The organism is Variovorax endophyticus (assembly GCF_025376855.1).
Lineage (GTDB): Bacteria > Pseudomonadota > Gammaproteobacteria > Burkholderiales > Burkholderiaceae_C > Variovorax.
Genome location: NZ_JAHUTH010000003.1, coordinates 186914 through 210275 on the forward strand (window position 1 = coordinate 186914; position 23362 = coordinate 210275).

The 23362-nt window shown below is 66.6% G+C and carries 30 protein-coding genes and 1 tRNA gene; 7 read left to right on the forward strand and 24 right to left on the reverse strand.

The window, feature by feature from the left end; translation table 11 throughout:
* Positions 1–12: 12 nt before the first annotated feature.
* The 3 genes from KV106_RS05540 to KV106_RS05550 form a co-directional block, all read right to left on the reverse strand.
* Positions 13–591, reverse strand: coding sequence for a 2'-5' RNA ligase family protein (locus KV106_RS05540; RefSeq protein ID WP_261206895.1), 579 nt, complete (start codon positions 589–591; stop codon positions 13–15).
* A 25-nt stretch (positions 592–616) separates the two neighbouring features.
* On the reverse strand, positions 617–850 hold the full coding sequence (locus KV106_RS05545) for a hypothetical protein (RefSeq protein WP_057598357.1): 234 nt from the start codon (positions 848–850) through the stop codon (positions 617–619).
* A gap of 179 nt (positions 851–1029) precedes the next feature.
* The gene (locus KV106_RS05550; RefSeq protein ID WP_261206899.1) at positions 1030–3273 is read right to left on the reverse strand and encodes a DUF6351 family protein; all 2244 of its coding nucleotides are present in this window, start codon (positions 3271–3273) and stop codon (positions 1030–1032) included.
* Positions 3274–3412: 139 nt separating this feature from the next.
* On the opposite strand from KV106_RS05550, the gene KV106_RS05555 reads away from it, so the two are divergent.
* Together KV106_RS05555 and KV106_RS05560 are read left to right on the forward strand one after the other, a co-directional pair.
* Complete coding sequence (locus KV106_RS05555) at positions 3413–4120, forward strand: Crp/Fnr family transcriptional regulator (protein ID WP_261206901.1); 708 nt, start codon at positions 3413–3415, stop codon at positions 4118–4120.
* 68 nt (positions 4121–4188) lie between these two features.
* Positions 4189–4701, forward strand: a complete 513-nt coding sequence (locus KV106_RS05560) for a GAF domain-containing protein (protein ID WP_261206903.1) — start codon at positions 4189–4191, stop codon at positions 4699–4701.
* Here KV106_RS05560 and KV106_RS05565 read toward each other — a convergent pair.
* Positions 4680–6878, reverse strand: coding sequence for a DUF6351 family protein (locus tag KV106_RS05565; protein ID WP_261206905.1), 2199 nt, complete (start codon positions 6876–6878; stop codon positions 4680–4682). The genes KV106_RS05560 and KV106_RS05565 overlap by 22 nt on opposite strands.
* A 173-nt stretch (positions 6879–7051) precedes the next feature.
* On the opposite strand from KV106_RS05565, the gene KV106_RS05570 reads away from it, so the two are divergent.
* A complete protein-coding gene (locus tag KV106_RS05570) occupies positions 7052–8140 on the forward strand; it encodes an AraC family transcriptional regulator (protein ID WP_261206907.1) in 1089 nt (362 codons plus the stop codon).
* A gap of 24 nt (positions 8141–8164) precedes the next feature.
* Here the strand turns inward: KV106_RS05570 and KV106_RS05575 are convergent, their stop codons facing one another.
* The 3 genes from KV106_RS05575 to KV106_RS05585 all read right to left on the reverse strand — a co-directional run bounded on the left by KV106_RS05575 (position 8165) and on the right by KV106_RS05585 (position 12108).
* Complete coding sequence (locus tag KV106_RS05575) at positions 8165–10489, reverse strand: hypothetical protein (RefSeq protein WP_261206910.1); 2325 nt, start codon at positions 10487–10489, stop codon at positions 8165–8167.
* A 118-nt stretch (positions 10490–10607) separates the two neighbouring features.
* Positions 10608–11891 (reverse strand): PucR family transcriptional regulator, encoded by a 1284-nt coding sequence (locus KV106_RS05580; protein WP_261206912.1) that lies wholly within the window; start codon positions 11889–11891, stop codon positions 10608–10610.
* Positions 11892–12034: 143 nt separating this feature from the next.
* Positions 12035–12108, reverse strand: a tRNA-Gly gene (locus KV106_RS05585).
* A gap of 225 nt (positions 12109–12333) precedes the next feature.
* Here KV106_RS05585 and KV106_RS05590 point away from each other — a divergent pair.
* Together KV106_RS05590 and KV106_RS05595 are read left to right on the forward strand one after the other, a co-directional pair.
* On the forward strand, positions 12334–13623 hold the full coding sequence (locus tag KV106_RS05590; protein WP_261206914.1) for a tyrosine-type recombinase/integrase: 1290 nt from the start codon (positions 12334–12336) through the stop codon (positions 13621–13623).
* A gap of 35 nt (positions 13624–13658) precedes the next feature.
* Positions 13659–14840 carry a putative phage abortive infection protein gene (locus KV106_RS05595; protein ID WP_261206917.1) on the forward strand — a complete coding sequence of 394 codons (1182 nt, stop codon included), beginning with the start codon at positions 13659–13661 and terminating at the stop codon, positions 14838–14840.
* Here KV106_RS05595 and KV106_RS05600 read toward each other — a convergent pair.
* The 17 genes from KV106_RS05600 to KV106_RS05675 all read right to left on the reverse strand — a co-directional run bounded on the left by KV106_RS05600 (position 14800) and on the right by KV106_RS05675 (position 22636).
* Positions 14800–15138, reverse strand: a complete 339-nt coding sequence (locus KV106_RS05600; protein WP_261206919.1) for a helix-turn-helix transcriptional regulator — start codon at positions 15136–15138, stop codon at positions 14800–14802. The two genes, KV106_RS05595 and KV106_RS05600, sit on opposite strands and share 41 nt — an antisense overlap.
* Complete coding sequence (locus KV106_RS05605) at positions 15135–15755, reverse strand: hypothetical protein (protein WP_261206921.1); 621 nt, start codon at positions 15753–15755, stop codon at positions 15135–15137. Before KV106_RS05605 ends, KV106_RS05600 begins: the two co-directional genes overlap by 4 nt.
* Positions 15752–16201 carry a hypothetical protein gene (locus KV106_RS05610; RefSeq protein ID WP_261206923.1) on the reverse strand — a complete coding sequence of 150 codons (450 nt, stop codon included), beginning with the start codon at positions 16199–16201 and terminating at the stop codon, positions 15752–15754. The genes KV106_RS05605 and KV106_RS05610 overlap by 4 nt, the downstream gene beginning before the upstream one ends.
* Entirely contained in the window at positions 16198–17952 is a 1755-nt protein-coding gene (locus tag KV106_RS05615; protein WP_261206925.1) for a DNA cytosine methyltransferase, read from the reverse strand. The genes KV106_RS05610 and KV106_RS05615 overlap by 4 nt, the downstream gene beginning before the upstream one ends.
* Complete coding sequence (locus KV106_RS05620) at positions 17946–18611, reverse strand: hypothetical protein (protein WP_261206927.1); 666 nt, start codon at positions 18609–18611, stop codon at positions 17946–17948. The genes KV106_RS05615 and KV106_RS05620 overlap by 7 nt, the downstream gene beginning before the upstream one ends.
* Positions 18608–18796, reverse strand: a complete 189-nt coding sequence (locus tag KV106_RS05625; RefSeq protein WP_203202531.1) for a hypothetical protein — start codon at positions 18794–18796, stop codon at positions 18608–18610. Before KV106_RS05625 ends, KV106_RS05620 begins: the two co-directional genes overlap by 4 nt.
* A gap of 23 nt (positions 18797–18819) precedes the next feature.
* Positions 18820–19164 carry a hypothetical protein gene (locus KV106_RS05630; RefSeq protein WP_261206934.1) on the reverse strand — a complete coding sequence of 115 codons (345 nt, stop codon included), beginning with the start codon at positions 19162–19164 and terminating at the stop codon, positions 18820–18822.
* Positions 19161–19331, reverse strand: a complete 171-nt coding sequence (locus KV106_RS05635; RefSeq protein ID WP_261206936.1) for a hypothetical protein — start codon at positions 19329–19331, stop codon at positions 19161–19163. The genes KV106_RS05630 and KV106_RS05635 overlap by 4 nt, the downstream gene beginning before the upstream one ends.
* Entirely contained in the window at positions 19328–19486 is a 159-nt protein-coding gene (locus KV106_RS05640; protein WP_261206937.1) for a hypothetical protein, read from the reverse strand. The genes KV106_RS05635 and KV106_RS05640 overlap by 4 nt, the downstream gene beginning before the upstream one ends.
* Before the next feature lie 11 nt (positions 19487–19497).
* Positions 19498–19785: a hypothetical protein gene (locus KV106_RS05645; RefSeq protein ID WP_261206939.1), complete on the reverse strand. Its 288-nt coding sequence runs from the start codon at positions 19783–19785 to the stop codon at positions 19498–19500.
* On the reverse strand, positions 19785–20093 hold the full coding sequence (locus KV106_RS05650; RefSeq protein ID WP_261206941.1) for a hypothetical protein: 309 nt from the start codon (positions 20091–20093) through the stop codon (positions 19785–19787). Before KV106_RS05650 ends, KV106_RS05645 begins: the two co-directional genes overlap by 1 nt.
* A gap of 226 nt (positions 20094–20319) precedes the next feature.
* On the reverse strand, positions 20320–20535 hold the full coding sequence (locus tag KV106_RS05655) for a hypothetical protein (protein WP_261206943.1): 216 nt from the start codon (positions 20533–20535) through the stop codon (positions 20320–20322).
* A complete protein-coding gene (locus KV106_RS05660) occupies positions 20532–20963 on the reverse strand; it encodes a hypothetical protein (protein WP_261206945.1) in 432 nt (143 codons plus the stop codon). The genes KV106_RS05655 and KV106_RS05660 overlap by 4 nt, the downstream gene beginning before the upstream one ends.
* The gene (locus KV106_RS05665; RefSeq protein WP_261206948.1) at positions 20960–21310 is read right to left on the reverse strand and encodes a hypothetical protein; all 351 of its coding nucleotides are present in this window, start codon (positions 21308–21310) and stop codon (positions 20960–20962) included. Before KV106_RS05665 ends, KV106_RS05660 begins: the two co-directional genes overlap by 4 nt.
* 3 nt (positions 21311–21313) lie before the next feature.
* Positions 21314–21496 (reverse strand): hypothetical protein, encoded by a 183-nt coding sequence (locus KV106_RS05670; protein WP_261206950.1) that lies wholly within the window; start codon positions 21494–21496, stop codon positions 21314–21316.
* Between the two features lie 88 nt (positions 21497–21584).
* A complete protein-coding gene (locus KV106_RS40050; RefSeq protein ID WP_409976482.1) occupies positions 21585–21923 on the reverse strand; it encodes a DUF2511 domain-containing protein in 339 nt (112 codons plus the stop codon).
* Positions 21923–22636, reverse strand: coding sequence for a LexA family transcriptional regulator (locus KV106_RS05675; RefSeq protein ID WP_261206951.1), 714 nt, complete (start codon positions 22634–22636; stop codon positions 21923–21925). Before KV106_RS05675 ends, KV106_RS40050 begins: the two co-directional genes overlap by 1 nt.
* Positions 22637–22721: 85 nt before the next feature.
* Here KV106_RS05675 and KV106_RS40055 point away from each other — a divergent pair, with 85 nt between their 5' ends.
* Positions 22722–22982: a transcriptional regulator gene (locus tag KV106_RS40055; protein ID WP_409976484.1), complete on the forward strand. Its 261-nt coding sequence runs from the start codon at positions 22722–22724 to the stop codon at positions 22980–22982.
* 28 nt (positions 22983–23010) lie between these two features.
* Positions 23011–23340: a hypothetical protein gene (locus tag KV106_RS05680; RefSeq protein ID WP_261206953.1), complete on the forward strand. Its 330-nt coding sequence runs from the start codon at positions 23011–23013 to the stop codon at positions 23338–23340.
* Positions 23341–23362: the final 22 nt, after the last annotated feature.

The following is a 23362-nucleotide window of genomic DNA, read 5'->3' on the forward strand; positions in this document are numbered from 1 at the left end:
ATGGTTGCCGGTTCAGTGGAGTGAAGCGCTCAGGCGGCGCAGCCCGTGGCGCGCGGAGATCGATGCCAGGTGCTCGTGACGGAAAGGTGTCGTGAAGTGCGAGCGGACGACGCGGATTTCGCTCACGGCCCATGGAATGGGTGACATCGCCGGGCAGGCGGCGCGCTCGGAGGCGCGGGCGATCGTGATGTGGGGTTTCCATCCCGAGATATTGGCGAGGTCCATCAGGTCCGCATGTTGGAGAGCCGACCAGATTCTTTCTCGCAGTTCGAACAACTGTCCGTGCGGAGCGGGCTGAATCACGGAGACACCGTTGGACCATGTGCCGGACTGATCGAGCATCAGACCGAATGCCTTCATCCGCACTTGCGACAGTGCCTCGAGCAGTCGTTCCTCGCAGCGCTCTTCGTGCTCGTCGAGATAGCCCAACGTGAGATGCAATCGGCTCAGCGGCGGAAAGTGGCAGCCCTTCGGCCACCACCACTGCTTGCGGTGCAACTCGATGGCCGTTGACACCGCTCCGTTCGGAAACAGTCCGACCAGCAGTCGGGTGTCGCTCGTTGCGTGATCCTGGGTCATGTCGAATGTCATCTGGCACTTTCGAACGATGAGTGATTCAGTCCACCTTCGGCCACCACTGCTGCGCCGTCGTCCGCAACACCCGCGCCGCCTGCGCCTTGATGTCGTGCGGATCGCCCTGCTCGTTGTGCCGCAGCACGCGGAACGGCCAGGTCGAGAGGCGCCCCGTGGCACGCAGACGCGGGGTGGGTCGCGGGGCGGGCTGCGTCTGCGTGGGGCGTGAGAAGAAGAGGATGCGCGCAGCGGCTGCGGGCGGATTGGCGGTGGTCATGCGATCGCCTCGAAGTTGTTCTTGGAGACGAGGCATTCTAGAGAAATGCTGTATGGACGTACAGTTAAAAGTCCTTCTCCGCAGCCTGCGCGGATGGGGAATCCCTATCGCGCGAACGCCCCGCGCCGCGCCACGAAAAAGGGGCTCCGAAGAGCCCCGAAATCCCCACCATGAAACCCTCAGCCCAGCGGCAGGCGCAGGTAGCTTCCCTTCAGCGGCTGCTGCCCCGCACCCGGCTTGCTCCAGTCGCACACGCCGGCCGGGAAGATGGTCTTGAGCCGCGTCTCCTCGGCACCGCTGAAGGTCACCGTGTAGTCGGCCATCGCGACCGGCTTGAGCTGGCACTTGAGCACGTCGTTCACGAGCGGCGAGCCGGCCACGATGCGCGGCGTGCTGAAGCGCGGATAGACCACGTTGCACTTCGCGGCCGGGTCCTGCGACGCGGCTTCGTCGATGCGCGTGCCGGCCTTGTCCCAGCAGGCGTCGTTGGCGCCCGCGGGCTTGTTGCGCACCACCTTGTCGGTCGAGGCCGCGGCGCTGTCGGCCGCCATGTTGTCGAGCCACTTGTTCATCAGGTCGATCGATGCGGCGATGTAGTTCACGGCCGAGGTCGAGCCCAGCGTCCAGATGATCTGGTTGTCGCTGCGGCCGTTGGCGCGCTGCAGCCGCGCGCGGATGATCAGGTCCTGCAGCGTGTCGTGGATGTCGCCGGTTGCATCGGCATTGGCGCGCTGCGTGATGATCGGGATGTTCGCGAGGCCCGGGCCCGAGAAGCTGTTCTTGAAGCCGCCCGAGTAGGTGGCCTCGAGCGCGCCGGCATCGGCCTGCGCGCGCGCCGCCTGCACGTTGCCGTCGCGATCGTAGCCGCCGACCTTCTCGTTGAGGTCGAGGAACTCCTTCACCGTGATCGTGCCCTTGTTGAGCGCGGCCAGGCCGTACTGCACGCCGACGTTGTCGATCGGGCGCCGCGCCTCCTGCGTGCCGGGGCGCTTGCCCAGCAGGTTGACGTTGGTCTGGAACAGGTCGCAGCGCACGCCGTTCGGATTGGTCGCGCGGTTGAACACGTTGGCCGCGTTGGTCGGCTCGAGGAAGCCGCAGCCCGCCGCGTTGTCGGACTTGATGATGCTCGCGAACGACAGGTCCCAGGCCACGCAGGTATTCGTGTTGAAGCCGTTGACCGCGTCCTGCTTGGCGGTGGTCCAGGTCGCCATGTCGAGCCTGTAGACGTTGTTGAGCAGCCGGCACTCCATCACCTCGGGCATCAGCGTCTCGGGGAACGAGACGATCGGCTGGATGCCGTCGAGCAGCCCCGGGTAGAGCTGCGCGATCAGGTACTGCTGGATCGCGCCGCCCGAGCCGCCGATGCCCGCGGTCCACTTTGGCACCTCGCCGAATTCCTCGATCACGTGTTCCTTGATCATCATCAGCGTCTCGCCCTGCAGGTGCGGGTTGGCGTGCTGGTTGTTCCACAGCTCGGTCGAGTTGACGAAGGCGAAGCCGCGCGACAGGTAGATGTCGCCCACCGCGTCGAGGATCGATTCGATCGGATGCACGCCCTGGTTGTATTGGGCCGAGCCGCAGCAGTCGAAGTAGGGCACCAGCTTCCTGTTCCAGCCCTTGCCGGGCTTCCAGGTGGCGGGCGCGTCCTTCGCCGGGTTGTCGAGCACCGCGAGGCGGTACACGCCGCGGTTGATGGTGCCCGACTCCACGCGCACGATGTAGGGCACGGTGACGCCGTCGTTGGTGGTGGTGTCGGCCAGGTCGGCCGGGCGCGTGCCGGTCGGGTCGGCCAGCGGCTTGAAGCTGCCGGCCTTGCTGCGGTAGTACCAGACCACCTGCGTGGTGGCCGAGCAGTTGGCGTCGAGCGCCACGCCAAGGCCGTTCTGCACCGTGCGGCATTCGTAGGGCGTGATGTGCGGGCCCGAGAGGATCGGGCCGGTGATCGGGTAGTTGACCAGCTTGAGCTCGGTGCGCTGCTCGGGCTTGTCGGCGTTGGTCACGACGATCAGGTTCTCCTTGCCGGTGGCCGAGGCCGGGTCTTCGGCGAGGCCCGTGACCAGGCCGCGCAGCGTGCGCGTGGCGGCATCGCGCGTGGTCAATTGCGCGCTCACGTCCTTGCCGTTGAGGCTCACGCGCACCTTGTCGGTCGCCACGCCCTCGGGCGCGCGCACCTCGAGCAGCGTGTCGCCGCCGCTCACCATCTCGGGCTTGGACGACAGCGTGCGCACGTCGAAGGCGGCCGGGGCGGGCGGCGGCGCGGGCGGGGGCGGCGCGACCGGCAGGAACACCGCGCCGCTGTCCGAGCTGCCGCCGCAACTGGCGAGCAGCGCGGCCGCGGCAATGGCCAGTGCCGCGACGGAGCCGGCGCGAAGGGCCGGCCACGGAGAAACCCGCTTGCGCGGTGCGTGGGGGATGGCGAACATGAGGTCTCCTGTGTTGGTGTCGATCTCCACAAAGATTAAGGAGCGGCACGCGGCACCACGGTCGTTGCGACGACAGATGAGGCGTGAATTGCTACAGGTAATCCCTGATACCCCGCAGCCCGCGGCCTGCCTCGAGGGCATGGTGCGGCGCTCCCGGTGGGCGGCCGGTCTTTCTTCTTCCGATCTCGAGCGCGTGCTGGGCGGCATGCAGGAGCGCCAGTACGCGCGCGGTGCCTGCATCGCGGGCGCGGGCCAGCTGGTCGAGCACTGGATGGCGCTGATCGACGGCTTCGCCAAGATGTCGGTGGCCTCCGAGGACGGCCGCGTGTCGACGCTCACGGGCGTGTCGGCGGGCGTGTGGTTCGGCGAGGGGTCGCTCTTCAAGCACGAGGCGCGCCGCTACGACGTGTTCGCGCTGCGGCCCACGCGCGTGGCGCTGATGCCGCGCCGCACCTTCGACTGGCTGCGCGAGACCAGCGTGCCCTTCAATCACTACCTGCAGGAACTGCTCAACGCGCGGCTGAGCCTGTTCATCGGCGCGCTCGCGCACGAGCGCCTGCTCGACACCGACGCGCGCGTGGCCAACTGCCTCGCGAGCCTGTTCAATCCCGAGCTCTATCCCGATGCGCCGCGCCACCTGCAGGTGGGGCAGACCGAGATCGGCCTGCTCGCCAACGTCTCGCGCCAGCGCGTGAACGTCGCGCTGCAGCGGTTGCAGGCGCTGGGGCTGATCCGGCTCGAGAAGCGCGGCCTCACCGTGCTCGATCTCACGGGCCTGGGCAACTACCGCGTGTCCTACGACGGTCCCGCGCTGGCCGAGGACGCGGCCTCGGCACGCCGCGCCTGAAGCGCTTCCGGCCGCGCCCGGCGCCTTGGCGGGCGCTGGAAATGAATTCTTTTTGCTACAGTCTGGCGATGAATTCCACGCCAGACACCGCGGCAGCCTTTTCCGAGAACCTGGGCGAGGTGCTGCGGAAACACGGCGTGCAGGAGGCGCTGCGCCACCTCAACGCGGGCGTGCCGCACCGCTACACCGCGGTCTTCGTGCTCGACGGCGACCTGCTGCGCAACCTCTACATGGTCGACAAGCTCGGCGAGGCGCGCCCCGAGCAACTCGCCGTGGTGCCGCTGGGCAGCAGCTTCTGCCAGTTCGTGCTGCGCGACGGTCGCCTGTGCACCGAGGATTCGCGCGAGGAGCGGCTGCTCGACGGCAGCCCCTACCAGGGCATGGTGATCGCCTACCACGGCGTGCCGCTGACCCATGGCGACGGCCGGCTGGCCGGCACGCTGTGCCACTTCGACCTGGTGCGCCAGAGCCTCAGCGAGGCGCAGTTCGAGCGGCTGCAGCAGGCCGCGCGGCTGCTGTCGGACCACGTGCTGCGCGCCGCCTCGCCGCGGCTGCCCGATCAGCCCGGCGCGACCGCGTAGCTCTGGTAGGTGCCCTTCAGCGGCACCTGCCCGACACCCGGCCTGGTCCAGTCGCACACGCCGCTGGAGAACACGGTCCGCAGCCGTGCGAGCTGCGTGGGCGTGAGGGGCTGGGCGTAGTCCGACGCCAGCACCGGCTTCAGCTGGCACTTGTTGATGTCGTTCGTCAGCGGCGCGCCGGCCTGCTGGCGCGGCTCGCCATGCAGCGGGTACATCGTGGCGCAGGTGCCGGTGGCGCCATAGGCCGGCGATTCCTCGTACTTGGTGCCGCTGCCGTCGAAGCAGGCATCCACCGCGGCCCGGGGCTTGTGCGCCACCACCTTGTCGGTGGTCAGCGGTGCCGGGTCGGCGGCGAGGCCGTCGAGCCACTGCGTCATCACGTCGAGCGACAGCGCGGCCAGCGGATAGCCGGTGCGCGGGCCGACCCAGATGACCTGGTTGTCGACGCGGCCGTTGGCGCGCTGCAGCCGCGCGCGCACCACCAGGTCGCGCTCGTGCGAATGGATGTCGCCCGAGGCGTCGTTGTAGGTGCGCGAATGCAGGATCGGCACGAAGGCCAGGCCGCCGCCGCCCGAGTTGACCAGGCCGCTCGCATAGGCGCGCTCGAGCGCGAGCGCGTCGCCCACGGTGCGCTGCGGCACCGGCTTGCCGTCCTTGTCGTAGCCGCCGACCTTCTCGTTGAGCGTCACGAACTCCTCGGCACTGATCGCGCCCTTGTTGAAGGCCTCGAGCCCGTACTGCACGCCGACGTTGTCGAGCGGGCTGCGCGCGAAGCCGGTGATCGGGTCGCGGCCCATGATGTTGGTGCGCATGTCGGAGGTGGTGCAGCGCGCGCCGGTCGGGTTGTTGATCGGGTCGTAGACCTTCGAGACGTCCTTGAGCGCGCAGCCGGCCGCGTTGGTCGCGACGATGGTGTTGACGAAGCTCAGGTCCCAGGCGCGGCAGGTGCCGTTGGTGAAGCCGTCGACCGCCGTGCGCTTGGCATTGGTCCAGGTCGCGGTGTCGGCCTTGTAGACGTTCTCCAGCAGGCGGCAGTCGGCCACGTGCAGGCTGCCGTCGGGGAAGGTCAGCGAGGGCTGCAGACCGTCGAGCAGGCCCGGGTAGATCTGCGTGATCACCAGCTGCTGGATCGCGCCGCCCGAACCGCCCGAGCCGGCGGTCCAGCGCGGCACGCCGTAGGTCTCGATGAAGCGCTCCTTCAGCATCATCAGCGTCTCGCCCTGCAGCACCGCGTTGCCGCGCTGGCCGTTCACCAGCTCGGTCGAGATCATGTAGGCGAAGCCGCGCGACAGGTGCAGGTCGCTCAGCGCGTCGGTGGCCTGGTTCACGCCCTGGTTGTACTGCGTGCCCGCGCCGCCGCCGAAGCTCACCACCAGCCGGCCGTTCCAGCCCGCGGCGGGCTTGTAGCCGGTGGGCACCACGGTCTCGGCCGTGGGGTCGTCGAGCAGCGCGATGCGGTAGATCGTGCGGCCCACCGTGCCCGAGTCCACGCGCACGATGTAGGGCACCGTCTTGCCCTCGATGGTCGTGGTCTGCGCCAGGTCGGACGGGCGCGCGAGCGGATCGGCCAGCGGCTTGAAGCTACCGGCAGGCGTGCGATAGAAGTAGTCGTTGCGCCGCGTTGCCGAGCAGTTCGCATCGAGCGGCGTGCCCATGTTCGATTCGACCGTGCGGCATTCGTAGGGCGTGAGCAGCGCACCCGCGAGGATCGGGCCGGTGTCGGGATGGTTGGTGAGCACCAGTTCGGCATTCGAGGACGCGCGGCCCTCGGCGCTCGCCTTCACCGCCAGCGTGTTCGCGCCCATGGCCAGGCCCTTGACCATGCCGCGCAGGTTGCCGTTCGCATCGCGCGCGAACTGGGCCGTCACCGGCTTGCCGTTCAGCGTGAGTTCCAGCCCCGAGGCCGTTGCGCCCGCGGGCGCCTTCACCTCGACCAGCGCATCGCCGCCGCTCACGAACTGCGGCTTGGACGACAGCACCGTGATCGAGGCCTGGTCGAGCGCCGCCGGCGCCGCGGGCGGCGGCGAGGCCGGCACGACGGGGATGAAGCCCCCGCCGCCGCCGCCATCGCCGCCGCAGGCGGCCAGCAGCGCCGCGCAGGCGATACCGAGGGAAAGGATGCGTGCCGGCCGCGCAAGCGGCGGCGCGGTTCGGGTCGAACCGAGCGTTTGTCTCATGGTGTTCTTCTTTCGTGGGACGGATGATGTCGACGCGCACGGCCTGATCGAGCCCTCGCCGCACGGCGTCGGCTTCACTCTATGCAGCGCATGCGATCCCGTGTTCTCCGATCGCGCCAACTTCATTTGCCAATCGCGCCATGCACATGCCTCCTGCAGCGAGATCCGTTTCATTGAACTTCGCGGGCCGGCCCACCTTGCCGATCTCGTACGTCAGGGATTTCCTCGAGGGACTGCCGATCGATGCGCCCACCTTGCACGGCATGCTGCACCTGGCCACGATCTCGCCCACCTTGCTCGCGCAGCGGCACGGCCGCGTCACCGAGGAGCAGTTCGCCGAGCTGTTCCGCAGCGTGGCGCTGCACATGGACGACGAGATGCCCGGCCTCTATGCGCGGCCGCTGCGCTGCGGCACGCTCAAGGTGCTGAGCATCCTGATGCTCGACGCGCCCACCTTGCAGGTCGCCATCAAGCGATGGATGCAATTCAACCGCGTGCTCGACGACGGCTCGGTGTTCACCCTGCACCGCGACGAACGCGAGGCCGTGATCCGCATCGATGCCTATCCGCGCCAGGCCCGCAGCGCGCGCCTGGTGCAGGAGCTGCACATGAAGCTGGTGCACGGCCTGTGCTCGTGGATCATCGGCGCGCGCATCGAGCTCGAGCGCATCGACTTCGGCTTCGCGCGGTCCGACGATGCCGCCGACTACCTCTTCATGTTCCCCGGCCCCGCGCGCTTCGGGCAGCCCGTCACGGCCATGGTCTTCGACCCGAAGTACCTCGACCGGCCGGTGCGCCGCCGCTCCGGCCTCGAGCTGCGCGACCTGCTGCATCGCGCGCCGCTCGACTGGCTGTTCGTGCCGCCGAGCGCCGACAGCGCCGCGCATCGCGTGCGCGGCTGGCTGCAGGCACGGCTCGGCGAGGACTGCGACATCGCCCATGTGGCGGGTGCCTTCGGCCTGTCGGCGCGCACGCTCGTACGGCACCTGCAGGCCGAGGGCGCGACCTTCCAGGACATCAAGGACGCGCTGCGCCGCGACGTCGCCATCGAGCGGCTCACGCGCGGTTCCGAGCCGCTGATCGCCATCGCCTCGGACCTCGGCTTCTCGAGCGTGGCCGCCTTCCACCGCGCGTTCCGGCGCTGGACCGGCGGTACGCCGGGCGACTACCGCGAAGGCGGCGAAGCGATGGAGCGCAGCTTCGCGCGCGAGGCGAGGCCCGCGAAACCGGCGGGCGCGTACCGCGAGGGCGCGGCGGCCTGAGCGCGCCGCGTCCCCTTCACGACTTCAGGGCGCGTAGGCCGCCGAGCGGCAGGGCGCGCCGCCGCAGACGTCGACCACCTTGCCGGTGCTGCGCAGGAATTCCGACTTCTGCTGCCGCGCGGCCGGCGTGGCGCGCGGATCCTCGTGCGGATCGCTGCCGGCCGTGGGCGCGAGGTTGTCCTGCGGCGGGGGCGGCAGGCGGCCCGGGCCGCTGTCCCACACCACCATCGCGGAACCGTCGTAGCCGCCGGCGCCCAGGTCCATGCACGAGAGCTGGAAGTAGGGCACCGCGTCGGGATGACGGCCGCTGGCCGTGGCCGGGCAGTAGAGCCTGGCGCCGATGGTGCGCGCCTCGACCTCGGCCGACCACATCGTGACCTGGTGGTCGCCGAAGGCCACGTGCATCAGCACCTTGTGCGCCGGCGTGCCGGGCAGGGGCTTGTCGGTCATCGCCTGCGCATAGCCGCTGGCCTCGGCGCGGTCCCACAGCGTCTGCCACAGCGAGAAGATGAACTGCTGGTCGAGGCTGTCGGGGTAGGCCGCGTAGACCATGGTCGCGAACTCGGGGAAGTCCGCGCTGCGCTCGAGCAGCAGCGAGTAGTTCATGCCGGGCACGCCGAGCACGCCGCGGTGGATGTCCTGCGCCACGCTCATCAGCATGCCGCCGAGGATGCCGCCCTGGCTGTTGCCGTCGTAGAACAGCTCGCTGGTGTCGAGCACGCTGCGCGGCGTGGTGCCCATCTGGAAGGCCGCGTTGCTGCCGAAACCCTTGGCGCTTTGCATCGCGCGGCCCAGCATCAGCATGTTGAGCACGCCCTGCTGCGTGGTGTCGAAGGGCACGCGCGCGTTCGACAGGTCGAAGAAGCCGAACACCGACGGCACGATCTCGGTCTGCGAGAAGCCGTACCAGTTGGTCGCGCAGAACACGAAGTTGTGCTCGTTGCTCATGTCCTTCACGTTGCTGGCATTGACCTCGGTCGGCTTGCCGAACAGGCCGTGGCCGTACAGCGAGATGCGCGCGGGGTTGATGCTGCCGTCGGGGTTGAGCGCCGCGCGCGGGATGTTGCAGATGAAGGGCACGGTGAGCGTCGAGCGGCCGTCCCACACGGGGGTGTCGTAGACGCCGGGCGAGGCCGAGGCGTAGCGGAAGCTCTCCAGCGGCAGCGGCCGGTCGCCCAGCGTGTCGAAGGCCGCCTTGACGGCCGGCACCGACAGCGCGCCGCCGCCGAGGTAGGGCGCCACGGCGGCGATCACCGGCGTGATGTCGGCCGTGCCGGTCGTGGGAGCCGCGACGAAGCTCGGCACCGTGAGCGTGCCCTCGATGTGGCGCGCGATGCGCGCGTCCTGCGCGGGCGTCAGGTCCTGCACCGTCGTCACCTTGAAGCCGGGCGTGCCGTCGGTGAGCGCCGCGAAGCCGGCATCGCGGATCGCGAGCATGCGGCCCGTGATGCTGCGCTGCGAGCCCACGGTGAAGTCCCAGGCCAGGTAGAGCGGCTCGCGCGCCACGCCCGCGCGCTGCAGCGTCGAGAGAATGCTCTCCATGTGCGCTCGGCGATCGTTCACGAAGCCCAGCGCGCTCTCGTGGCGGTCGCGGTAGATGCGGAACGCGGGCCCGGCCTCGATGGCCTTGCCGGCGGCATCCTTCATGTTGCGCATCGCCACGATGTAGCGATGGCCCCATTCGAGGTTCTTCGCCACGCGGATATTGAGGCTCTGGCGGTCGGGCGCGCTGACGTTGTTCTTGTCGAGCTCGACCCAGATCAGCTTGCGCTCGAGCGTGTCGGCATCGATCAGCACCACGGGCGCGTCGACCTTGAGCGAAGCCGAGAGATCGCCGATGCCCGGCGCGCCGGTGCGCGCGAGGTCCACGCCCGGCACGCGCGTCACGATCATCGCGCCCGGCGAGAAGCCGTCGTTGCGGTTCCATTCGGTGGTGTCGATCGGCTTGTTGCGCACCACCTCGCTGCGCGGCATCGAGGCCGTCTGCAGATTCAGCCGGCGGCCGGTGTCGGTGCTGGCGTCGGCCACCGTGTAGTAGTCGTTGGGAAACGGCAGCATGCAGTGCGCGGGATCGAGGAAGTCGCAGCGCTGTGCCGTGTCCGCCGTGCCGGCGGGCAACTGGGCATCGATGCTCGCGAGCATTGGCGGATCGGACGGCGGATTGCCGGTGCCCGGTCCCGAGGCGGGCGGCAGGCCGGCGAAGCCGAGGCCCGATCCGCCGCTGCCGCCGCCGCAGCCGGCGAGCACCGCCGCGGCGGCCAGCAGCGCGGTGCCGGCCAGTGTGCGCCAGCGGGTCGGGTGGGGGAAGGGTGGGCGCGCAGGGGCCTGCGCGCGGTCGGGCATCGGCATGGGTGTTCGTCTCCGTCGTGTTGTTGGGATGCGGCTCGCGCACTCTACGGAGGCGTTGCCGCGCGCGCCATTGGCAAGGTGCCCTGCCGGGCTGTGCATCTGCACAAGGCGGCCGCGGTCAGTGCAGCGACGGATTGGCGCCGCGGCCCAGGCGGCGCTGGCGCAGCGCGAGGTACATCCGCGAGAGCCAGGCCATGTCGTCCAGCCGCGCGCCGAGCAGCGACTCGATGTGCGCGAGCCGGTGCAGCAGCGTGTTGCGGTGGATGCCGAGCGCGGCCGCGGTCGCCTTGTGGTTCTGCCGGTGGTCGAAGTAGCTCTCGAGCGTCTCTAGCAGCGGCGGCTCGGCCGCGAGGGCAGCGATCATCTCGTTGCACAGCGCCGAGACCTCGGTCGACTGGCGCATCAGCGTGTCGAGCGCGAATTCGGAATAGCAGAAGCTGGCGTCGTTGCGGCGCAGGCGCTGCCCCATCTCGATCGCGGCCAGCGCCTGCTCGGCACTGCCGCGCCAGCCCGCGGCGCCCTGCGACGGCAGCCCCAGGCCCGCCGCCTCGATGCTCGGGCGTAGCCGCATCGCCTGCTCGATGCTCGCGAGCAGCCGGCGCTCGCGCGCATCGGCCGCTTCGCCGGCCGGCGCCGGCAGCCAGGCCACCCAGTGGCCGCGATGCAGCGCCAGCGCGACCGGTCCCAGGTCTTCGCGCACCGCCGCGGCCACCGCCTCCAGCACCCGCTCGCCGGCCTCGGGCGTGGTCGGCTCCAGCGGCATCGGCCGCAGCGCCAGCGCCACGTGCGGCTGGTCGGCCTGGATGCCCAGCGCCTGCGCCGCGTCGTCGAAGGCGCCGACCCAGGTCGGATCGAACACCGCCGCGGCCAGCCGGGCCTGCATCTGCGCCTTCCAGCGCATCTCGCGCGTGTGCTCGGCCAGGTAGGCATCGCTCACCGTGCGGCTCAGCAGGTCGCTGTAGTACAGCAGGAAGGGTGAGACGCGGAACAGCACCTCGTCGCACAGCGCGGGATGCGGCCGCACGTGCGCGAGCAGCGCGTCCATGTAGACGCGCGTGCCGGTGCGGTAGGCCTGCAGCAGCGCCGACAGCGAGAGCGCCTGTGCGTGGCGGCGCTGGCTGAAGCGGCCGATCCATTGCAGGTCGTCGTCGTGCGGCTTGTCACGGATCAGCAGCGCGTCGTACCAGAGTTCCGCGTTGCGCAGGCCGACGCGGTAGACGTCATGCGCGAGCGCCTGGCCGAGCGCGCCGTATTCGGGAATGCTGCCGCGCAGCGTGTCGAGCATGCGCGTCGAGAGGTTCGGGCTGTCGCGGCGCAGTTCGCGGACCAGTCCGCGCAGCCCGAGCGACAGCGGTTCCATCGCGGGCAGGCTCATGCGCTCGGGCGTGGGCGAGTTTTCCATGCGGGATTCGTCTCCATCCATCTCTTCGTGCCGTGCCGCTCGTATGGCGGCTGGCCGCCAGTGTCGGGCGGGGAGGAGAGCGGGCGCAAGAGTGCTTGCCAGAAGCACGACGGGCCGCGTTGCGCGGCCCGGGGTCAGGGGTGTGGAGCGGGTGAAGGGAATCGAACCCTCGTATGAAGCTTGGGAAGCTGCCGTTCTACCATTGAACTACACCCGCATTTCGCAACCAGTTGATTTACAACGAGCTTTTCGTCTAAGTGCCTGATCTATTGAGGGAATTCCGCCTTTCGACGGGCGCCGGGTTTCCCAAATCAACCCAGCCTCACCCCTATACTCTTAGCTCCTCAGCGTAGGTTTTGGCGTAAGTTTTGAGGGAGAACTACGCCGGGCCTACCCGTCGAGAGCATGACCGCTCGCCGACGACAGCCCGGAGTATAGGTCCATGTTCTTTGACGCTCGCGCAGCCAAGCTGCTGAAGCCTGGCGAGCACCTCGTTGTCGACGGCTGCGACGGCTTGCGGCTCGTGGCCACGGCCTCGAAGCAGACGTGGACCTACCGCTACAAGTCGCCGGACACCGGGCTGATGAAGCAGACGGCGATCGGCCAGTACCCCAGCATTAAGGCGCCCGAGGCAGCGGCTGCCTGGGACGCGCTGCGCAAGCTGCGGGCTGAAGGAATCGACCCCAAGCAGCATCAGAGGCAGAAACGCAAGCCGACGCTTGGGCCCGCGGCAGCCGAAGTGTTCACGGTGCGCGACCTTGTCGATGACTACATCGCCGGGCATCTCGAACAAGAACGCAAAGAAGATGGCGCCAAGGCTGCTCGGCGGGCGCTCGAGCGACTGCTCGAGGAAGAGCCGGCTTTCGCCGATTCAGCCGCAGCCGCGGTCACCCGCGCGACGTGCTTCGACCTGCTTGAGGACCGAAAAGCTACGCCGACCGCCGCTCAAAAGCTACGCTCGATGTTGGGAGCCGCCTGGGCCCGCGCCTTGGATTCTGGCCGTTTGGATCAGAACGTGCCGAACTGGTGGCCGGCAGTCCAAAAGGGCAAGCTGAAGAGCAAGGGCAAGATCGTCGGCGGCGAGCACCAGGGCCAGCAGCGCCGGGTGTTGCGCGACGCGGAGGTGGGCACCTTGCTCGCTTGGCTGCCGAACATGCACGAACTCGGCCGCGACACCATGCAGGTTTACCTCTGGACCTGCACTCGCGGCTCCGAGATCCTATCGATGCGTCCCGAACACGTGGCAGAGGAAAAGGACGGGTGGTGGTGGACGGTGCCGAAGAAGGGCACGAAGAACGTCCGAATTGCGCAAGCCGTGGACCTGCGAGTGCCGCTGATCGGGCGTGCGCTGAAGATAGTTCAGCGACGTCTGAACGCGGTTGGTCAGTCAGGCTACCTGTTCGAAGATGTCCGCGGCGAGCAGTACACGCAGCACGACTTCTCGACCTACGTCTACGGGTTGCAGCCGTACTCCGAGAAAGTGAGCCGCCGCGAGAGCGAAGGCCTGATCCTCCCCGTCACTCACTGGACGCCACACAATCTGCGGCGGACCAGCCGCACGATGCTGGCTGCGCTGGGCTGCCCGACCGATGTCGCCGAAGCGATTCTTGGTCACCTGCCTCCTGTTATCGAGAGCACTTACAACTCCCATACCTATGACGCCGAGCGAAGGCTGTGGTTGAAGAGGCTCGCCAGTCATCTTGAAAAACTTTATTTGTCCCACTGCTCGTAATTACAAAGAATATACTTTCAAGAAGAGGATGAAAGATGGACCAAAACGATTCCCCAGCAGTGCCGAAGAACCAAAATGATCCTTACGAAAGTATAGTCGGTGAACTCTTGTACCCGGTGGCTGGCTGCCTCGTTGCGTTTGTTATGTGGCTGTCTTGGATAGCCTTCGGCGCGGATTTGGTTAGAGAGCGGATTGAAGAGGGGGCGGTAAAAACATCGGGAAAGACCGGATCTTTTTCCGCTGAGTCGAGCCGTAGCCCGCTGAGCCCTGCGAGCGCGCCATCCGAAAATCTTGTGGCAGGCGCTGCGCAGGGGGAGGGAGTCCAAAATTCTTTGAGCGAGCAAGATAAAGCTAAAACGGAAGATCAACAAAGAAGGCAGGCGATCTCAGACCGGTTTAGTCAACTTGGACAGACCGGCGATCTCTTTGGTGGTGTAAATGCCTTATTTGCCGCCATCGCCCTGATTGGGGTATTTTGGGCCGCCACGATGCAATGGCGAAGCTTAACCGAAGGCCGCCGAGCGGCTGCGGAACAGCGATTTGAGACGATGTTTTTTGAGTTGCTGCGGCTTACGCGGGAAGTATTAGAGCGCGTTGAAGTCCCAATGCCCAGGGCGCAGAATGCTGCGATGCCCGGAAGCACCTCTTCGTCTTTTATGACCAAAAGTGGAGCTTCAGCTTTAAATGCTTTAGCAAGCCGATATTTTTCAGATTATCCGGTCGCAACTAGCGAAGAATTTCGACCATTTTTTCTTCAGCAGCTGGTGAATAGATACAAAACTCGCGTTTATCAAGCAAATCCATCGGCGCTTGGTCCCTATTTTCGGTTGCTGTTTCAAACATTTGATTTGGTGGCGAACGCAAAAATTGATGAGGGCAAGCGCGTCCGATATTCGAACATTGCGCGCGGGCAAATCAGTGATGGTGCTGTTCTGCTACTTGCTCTAAATGGGTTGACGTGGCGCGGATGGAAGTTTGTGCCATTGATCGAACGCTTTGGGCTTCTCGAGCACATGCACCAGCGCTATTTGCGAAAGTATTTGCCGTTACTGCGCGTTGCCTACAGGGAGCGCGCATTTCAAGGTAGCGCGTTACGCGATAAAGCTTCTTCCGAGCCTGCGCCTAAGCTTGGCCCTTACGAATTCGACGTCGATCCCACGTCACCTGATTTTGCGGTCACTGCGCCGATGAGCGTTCCGCCTGACGAAGGGCCATAGACTTTTCGCCTGGGTTGCCGGCGCGACCGTAGCCGCTGTTCTTTGGCGGCAGGAGGTCCGACTCGGGGCGCTCGCGGCCCCAGTGCTCGAGGTCTTCCACCAGCCACGCCGTGCGACCCGCGCTCAGCTTGCGAGGCTTCGGCAGGTCCCCGCGGGCCACCAGGTTGTCGAGCGTGCTTTCCGAGATGGCCAGGAAGGCCGCGGCGTCGGGCCGCGCGAGGTACAACGGCCGAATGTGCACGATTGGCGCCGCCGATGGCTTCTTCGGCCGCTCGTGGACAAGGACTGCCACCGTCATCCCTTCTTCGCCTTCATCGCCCTCAAGCCGAGTGTGTTGAGCAGTTCGTCCAAGGTGGCTTCGCGGTCGAAGGTCGGCTTGGCGTTTCCCTGCAACGCTACGGGCGGGCGGACGAGTGGTTCAATGCAAACGCCATCGCCCTCGTGCGCTGCTCGAGCGGCCGACGTCATTTCGCGTGCCATCGCAGACCACGCGAAGCCGCTCGGACGCGTTAATAGGTACGCCACGGGCTCGGCCGCTTCGTTTCCATCAGCAACGGGCATTGCTTCTTCGTCGGCCACGCCCAGGAACTCGGCGCCTTCTTCGGGATAGTCGCTGTAGTGCACGTACAGGCCGCGCCCACTGTGCCCTTCTCCGAGCTGTAGCGTGATCTCGCCCGGCTCGCCCCCGAACATCGACAGGATGTCGCTTGCCTGCTTGAAGTCGATGCAGATGGCGGCGCTGATCTTGCGCAATCGCTCGATTTCACCGATCAGCAGCAGCATCCACTCGAGACTGATCCCGGCGAAGACATTCGAGCCTTCGGTGTATGTGAACTCCAGAGTTTTGCCCTGCACCTCAATGCTCTTATGTATCGGTTCTGCGGGCGAACCTTGATCTGTTGCGAGGTGAATCATCTGAGGAATCCTTCGTCTGCCGCATCCCAGCGGTGCGAGCGTGCGAGTGCCTCGCTGAAGGCATCGCACAGTTGTTGTGGGGTTCTCGTGCGAACGAACCGCTCGTATGCAACGACAGCGGCTCGCATAGCCTGCAGGCCGAGTCCGTCGAAGCCGTATCGGCCATGACGGCAGAAAATGGCGTTGCAGCGGTCCAAAGCCTCGCGTGCCTCTTGCAAAGGCTGCACAAGCGGCCTATCGAATTCCTCGGACCAGACGATGGCTACATCCATCTTCCTGACGGTGTGATCGAAGACGATCTCTTCTGCGGTGCCGTCGGCCAAGGCGGCGAAGGCATTGCGCAGTTTTGTCATGGTGTCCTCGCCCTTGCCTCGCCAGTGCAACTGGCGAGCGGCGGCGATGGATGCCATCGTGGTGAGGCTGGCCCGGCGGCTGTTGCGCTTCATGCTGCCCTCCGTATGTCGCGTTCGTAGTAGTTCGCAGCGGTCACGGCGCGCTGCAGCAGCGGCGGGACGGCGTTGCCGATCATGGTGATCTGCTTGGACTTGGAGAACATCCGGCCGTCGTGCCCCCGCTCGATGACGTACTGCGGCGGAAAGCTCGTGGCGTTCGCGAGCTCGCGCGGCATCAGCATGCGAAGGCAGATGTCCACGATGACCCACGGTTCGCCCTTGATCCACACGGTGACCAGCGCGAGGCGCGCTTTGGTTGTGATGGTGTGCATCGGCTCGTGCAGGTCGCCGAGCTGGCCGCCCTCGCCGTAGTAGCGGATCAGGAAGGCGGCGCAGCGCAGCGCGCCGGCCTCCGCATCGGGGGCAAGGTCGTAGCTCGGCGCCTCGCCTGCGGTGCGGCTCTCGCCAGCGTGAGCGAGTTCGGCAGTCACGAGCCGCTGCTGACTTCCGCTCGTGGTCACAGTCGAGAGAGGCGCGGTAGCGGGGCGCGCCGGGACGGTGTTGTGGCCGCCGTTGGCCTGCTCGACAAACGCTGTGACCAGCGCGTGTTTTGCGCCGCCTGCGACCACTGTCCCGAGCGGACTACCGATGTCGAGCGCGCGCGGCGCTTGGCCGGCGCGCTCGCCGTAGCCAGTTTGCACGAGCGATGCGATGGCGATGCCCTGGCCGCCGCCGCTGGCCGTGACCGTGCCGAGCGGATTCGATGGCGAGGTGGCGCCGTAGCTCCACCGGCGCGCGCCGGGCTTGCCCTCGCCGTGGCCCATCTGGATCATGACCGGCGATGCCATCATGAACTCGCCACGCTGGGCGGTGGTGATGGTCCGAAGCGGCTCGCGGATGTCGTGTACTCGAACGCTACCGGAGTGGGTCACGGGGACGATGAACGGATTGGCGCTGTCGAGGACGAAGCGCTTCAGGCCATGCGCTACGCGCCGGCAGGTTGCCTCGGCAAGAGGCCGCTTCCGGTCGAAGATGCTCGCGGTCGGCAGCGAGAAGTCGATGCACTCGGCCGCGGCACGCCAGCGCATCTGCCCGGTGGTGGGATTGCGGAAGTGCGTCTGCGTCGGCCAGCAGATGGGAAGCCCGTCGCGACGCGCGACCATGAAGAGGCGCGTGCGCGTGGTGGGTGCACCATAGTCTGCGGCGCATAGCAGGCGGTGCTCGACGGCATAGCCCATCCCGCGCAAGAGGCGCAGGAAGCGTTCCCAGGTCTTGCCGACGTGCTTCGGGTCGGGCACGAGATGCTGCATGCGCAGCGGCACGACTTCGCCGGGTTCGGCCACGGTGCCGTCCAGCTTCACTACTCGGCCGGTGGCCTTGTCGCGCTTGGCGATCAGGCGGCCCCACTTGCGGATCTGCTCGACGTTTTCGAGCGTGATGACATCCGGCGCCGCCTGGCCTGCCCAGCGCAGCACGATCCACGAGAGAGAGCGGATGGCGGTGTCTCGCGGCTGACCGCCGAGAGCCTGGCTGAAGTGCGTGCAGTCCGGCGAGGCGTGGAAGTACCCCACGGGGCGGCCGGCAACGAGTTCGCGAGGGCACAGTTCGCGCACGTCGGCGCGGTAGTGCTTCGTCTGCGGGTGGTTCTTCGCGTGGCACGAAGTTGCGTCGTCGTTGTGGTTGGCCGCGATGTCTACATGCCGGCCGATGGCTTGCTCAATGCCCGTGCAGCTTCCGCCCGAACCCGCGAACAGCACCACCACCAGTTTGGCGGCGAGGTTGAGAACGAATTGAGGGGTCAGCATGCGACCCTCGCTGCGGTTGATGCCTTCACCTCGGCCTGCAGCCGATGAAAGCGGTTCTTGAAGTCCTCGCGCCACTCTTGCCACGTTGTGTGCTCGCGATAGGTCGTGTTGAGGTGCGCCCACTCGAGCGGTCGGATGGGCGTGGGGCCGCCTTCGCCGAGGACTGGCCAGCCGGAGCAGCGCTCGGAGTCGTACGCGGTGAGGTCGCGGCGTTCGGTGGCCAGGGCCTGCAGGTCCAGCTCGCGAATGAAGCCGCCATAACCGGCGAAGGCAGTTCGCAGCTTGAAGTGCTCGCGCACGGCTTTCATGTGCTCGTTCTCGAAGACTGTCCACGCCGGCACGCCGCCGCCGGCCATGCTGTAGCCGTTGATGGCGGTCTTCGCCGGGCTGCTGGCGTCCGAGACGTAGGCCTCGTGCGCGTCGTGCATGAGTGCCGCGAGCTGCACGAAAGCCGGCGCGCCTGCGCGCTGGGCGATGTCGCAGCAGAGCAGCGAGTGCTCGGCCACGCTGTACGGCCGCGAGGTCGCGCCGGTGAAGCGATTGATGAGCGCGAGATGGTGCGCGATGTCCTCGATGAGGATGGGGCGCGCTTCGGGACCAAGGATCGCGGTCCCGGTCAGGTGGTAGTCGGCGCCGCTGGCCGTGAGGATCCACGTCATTGCGCGACCTCCGCGGATGCCGGCACGGTGAGGGCGGCGCGGCGAGCGTTGAAGACGCGCCGGAACTCTTGGCCGGCGGGATCGTTGAAGGGATACGGGCAAGCGAAGTCGAGGCTATGGCCTGCCTCGGCCGCCTCCTTCGCTTCGCGCTCGATCTGTGCGAGCGACACAATGGGAAAGTCCATGAAGTCTCCGAGGGGGTGATGGGTCAGGCGGGTTGCGCCGCGGCGGCTGAGCGGGCCGGCAGCAGCTCGCACGCGCGGATGGCGGCGTGGATCTCGGGCGCGACGGCGCCGGGCATGGAGCGGGGGTTGATCAGCTCGAGGCGCAGCGCGTCGCCGGCCTTGAGGTGCGGATTTCGCTTGCGCCAGGCGGCGGCGTCGACGCCGGTCCAGCGGGCGACGTAGACCTCGGTGCGCCGCGGGCCTTGGTTGTCGATGAGGCGAAGTTTCAGGACGAACTCGCCGGCATCGTTGTTGTGCTCGCTCACGGCGGGTTGAGTTGGACCGCGGTCCTTGCCGACGAAGAAAACGCCGGTGGTGATGGTGGTCACAGCACGGCACCTCGCTGCTTCTCGGCCGCGATGCGGCGGAAAGTGGCGCGAATGTTGGTGTCGAAGCTCGGCCGATACTGGAATCGGCTATCGCACAGTCCGCCGACGGGGCCGGTGTGCTGCGGTTGCTTCGGCCGCCGCTTGCGTTGGTTCTTGATGACGATCATGGAAGACTCCAGCCGTAGGCCAACATCGCGCCGAGCACGATGGGCAGGACGAAGGGCACCGCCAACATGGCGGCGGTCTTGAGAAAGCCCGGGCAGGGCTCTACGGGCGAGGTCCGCATGGGGCTTCGCGTCGTGGGGTGCGCGTCGCGGTTCATGCGTGGCGCTTTCAGAAGGGGCACACGGCCACGGGCCGTGCCTTGATGGAGAGGGAGAGCTCGAGCACGATTTCCGCTACCTCTTCGTCGGATGCCCCGTAGCGGCTCGCGAGCTGCGCGGGAGCCATCGAGTTGTGCTCGCAGAACGGCGAACCGCGGCGATGTGGGAATGCGGTGCCTCCATAGGCGACGTGGCCGCAGTGGCAGAGCTTGTGGCCGGTGTCGCGTAGGTGCTGCGTGAACAGCCCGTAGTCGCGCCGCCGCGTGCGGCACTCGGGGCAGCGGAAGAGGCGGGCCATTACGCTGCCCGTGCTCCGGTTGTGCGCAGCCATTCGCCAAACCGCAAGCCCGAGTCCTCCTCGAGAAAGGCCTCGTAGCGGCGCTGGCTGCGCGTCATCGGGCGCACCTCTCCCATTTCGAGGTACTTAACCTCGGAGGTGGGATGTGCGTTGCGGATCACGCCCGGCTTGTCGGCGTCGAAGTTGACGCCGATGTAGTGGCCGCGGTCGGCGGCGATCACTCCGGGTTTGCCGTAGACCTCGACGCGGCGGCCGAGGGCGGCGGGCACACCGTAGTGCTGGCGCACGTACTCGAAGGCCGCGCTCATGTCGTGCTCCCGAGGGCTTTGGCGGGCGGGGTGCGCACGATGTGGCGATCTGCCTCGCGACAGGATTCGATGAAGACTGCGCCGCGCAGGCCAGCATCGAGGTTGCGACCTTTTAGTGCCCGCAGTACTGCCGTGCGAGCGGCATCCCAATGTTTCGGGATGGGCCGAGCACTGATGGGCATCGGCATTAGGGAGGCGTGACGAAGGCGCTGCTTTTGATCCGGTGTCATCGCGCGCCTCTCACGTCGAACTCGTCGTCCTCGAAGATGCAAAGCGATTTGCTGCTACCGCGCTCGCCTTCCTTGCTGTGGTGGCTCAGTGCGGCGCAACGCGCGAGTTCTTCGCTCGACTCCATGACGGAACCGATGTCGCCGACATTCGCGGTGTGGACGAAGACCCGCCATTCGCGTGCCGGTCCCAGCGTGTGTGTCGCTCTGCTCACGATGCGGCCCTCACGCTGGCACGTAGGAGCTTGGCGGCGGCCATAGCTTCCGCGTGCGCGGCTTCAAGGCGCGACCGCATGCGCGGCGTCACGAGGTAGTCGCAGTCGGCGCGGTCGATGTAGGTAATGCGTTCGGGGCCGCCCCATCCGCACTCGAAGACGCGCGAATTGCCCTCGCCCATTCCGTCCGCGATGCGGTCGTGTGCGGAGCGGACGTTGTAGATCCAGCCGTTCTCGCACCATCCGCGCGTGTCCACGCCCCAGGTGATGGCGAGCAGCTTCTCGAGGTGGGCGCCGGGCTCGCCCTTGGCCTCGAAGAAGACATAGCGCTCTTGCAGCGGGCGGGAGCGCTCGCAGAGCTGGCTCGGCAGGCTGACGATGGCGCAATGCACACCGTAGAGCGACGGCGGGATGGCCGGCGTCTTCATGCTGCGCCCCGCGCGGCAAGGTTGATGGCTTCAATCTCGCCGTTGAGCGCAGTTGCGCGCGCGGCGAACTCGGAGGCCATCGGGTGGACTTCCTCCTCGTCTTCCCACTGCTCGACGGGCGCGTCAGCGATGCCGGGCAGGCTGATCTTCCCGGCCTTGATTGCCTTGTTGGCGAGCGGCACGCCGAGGGGCTGCCATGTCGTGATGCCGACGGCGGCGCACCTGTAGAAGGCCTGGCGCCTACGGCCAGTCATGCGCAGCCAGATTTCGACACGGGCGTTACCCGTGGCGATGAGGCCGCCGGTCGCGCGGCCGGGTGCCGCGTGGTTGATCTGAGCGCGTGCCATCGCTCAGTCCTCGATGCGAACCGCGTCGATCACGGGGCAGCCGGTAACGGCTGCGGCGATCTCGCGTGCGGAGGAGCCGTTGGCGGCTTTGAATTGGACGAACGGCGCGGCGCCGGTGTCCGAGGGGTTCAGGTGGCCGAGAGCGTCTCGGGGCGTGTAGTAACAGCGATAGCGGCGAGTTGCCATGTCCATCTCCAAAATGGGGATGGACTGGAATTTAGCGTAGCGCTAAATCATCTGTCAATAGCGTTGCGCTAAACTTTGGCAGTGGGGTTCAGCGCTGGCACAACTTCAAGCCTGGGGCGATCAGTGCGTGGATGTCCACGCGGGTCCCGGGGATGTCGGGGTTGGGTCGCCAGATCGAGTTAAGAGGGAACCATCCCTTCTGCTTCGCGCGTGTGTTCGCGCCGCCATTGAGGGCGTAGGTTCCGGTCGGATGGATGAATGTGACCATTGGGGAGCTGGTGCCGGGATCAACGGTGCATGAGAGCGTTCCGCTGTCGACTAGAAACGGCCAGGACGCACCGAAGCTATCTTTGGACACCTTGAGTTCGGCGCCGTGGGCAGCGAGGCTGACGGCCAACAGAGCCGCGGTCAGTATGCAGGGCCTCATCACATCTTCTTTCCGTTCCAGGCCCACACAACTCGGCCGCGGACATTCACCTCTTGCCCGCCGTCGAGGACGTCTACCGTTTTGATTGTGGGGTTGTCGCTGCTGATCTCGTACTTGCCGTCGAATCTTTGACGCACACGTTTGATGTAGATCCGGTCGTTGGCTTCAAGGACATAAACACCGTCGATCTTCGGATCTGCTACCCCAATGTCGACAAGCAGGATGTCACCGTCACTGAAGGTGGGGGACATTGAGTCGCCGTAGCCGTGGATGAACCGCAAATTCCGAAGATCGGTCATCGGCTTGATGGTGCGAACTGCCCACTGCGGAGAAACGGTCAGTCGTCCTACGACTACCTCTTCATGCATTTGATCGTCGCCTCCTCCCATGCTCCCAGAGTTTGCAAGGAGGGGAATGCTCAGTTCTTCGAAGCCGCTGAGATAGGGCGTACCCTTGTGCCCTTCATCGGTGCTGACTGCGCCGATGGGCTGATCCATCCAGCCATCGGGTTTCGGAAAAATCCGTTCGATCTCGCGAGCCGTAGCGCGATCCATTGATCGAGGCTTTCCTGTTTTTGAATCGGGTGAAGCGTTGAGCCACTGGCTAACCTGTGCTGGCGACTTTTGGATGCGCTCAGCGAGCGCCCGTTGGGTGCCCACTTCGTCGGCAAGCATTCGCAGCCTCGCACGGTAAATCTCTTCGATCTTCTGCATGGCAGAAGTGTTTAGCAATACGCTATCGAATGGAATTCGCGCAGTGCTATTGACTGTGTTTAGCGTATCGCTAAATAATCGGGTCATGAGGCTTTCCGAATACTTCGCGACCAAGCGAGGCGCGCAGGCGCAGCTCGCCAAAACCTTGGACGTACCGGCTCCGTTGCTGAGCGCGTGGGCTTCCGAAAACCCCGAGACGAGAAGGCAGGTTCCTGCCGAGAGGTGCCCGCTGATCGAGCGGGCAACAAACCATGTTGTCCGGTGCGAAGACCTTCGTCCAGATGTTGCGTGGGATGTACTGAGGGACCACCCGGCCCAAGTTCAAGGGGCAAGTGCGCATGCATAGGCGTTGGAGCGCTTGGCCCACTGTCATCGTGTGGTCGTCCACCGCGGCGGAATACGGACTGCTTGTCGCCTGGCAGCTCGGACAGGTTATGGCTGCCGGTCGGCTGCTGACCGCGTGGATCGTGTTGGGCGGCCTCTTTGGCATTGCGATGGTGCTCGGGCCACCGAACAACGTCCTCCCGGCAGGGCCGCGCGTGTACGGCGAGCGCGCTGCGATGCTCTTCGATCTCGCAATGGTCGCGGCGCTGTTCGCGCTGGGTCATAGCTTGCTCGGTGTTCTTTGGTTTTTTGCCTTCTGCGGCGTCTTGTCTCATTCGTACCGAGCGGCGCGCCGTAGGCAAGGCGGTGCAAATGGGTAGAGCGTCATGCACGGCGGGGCGC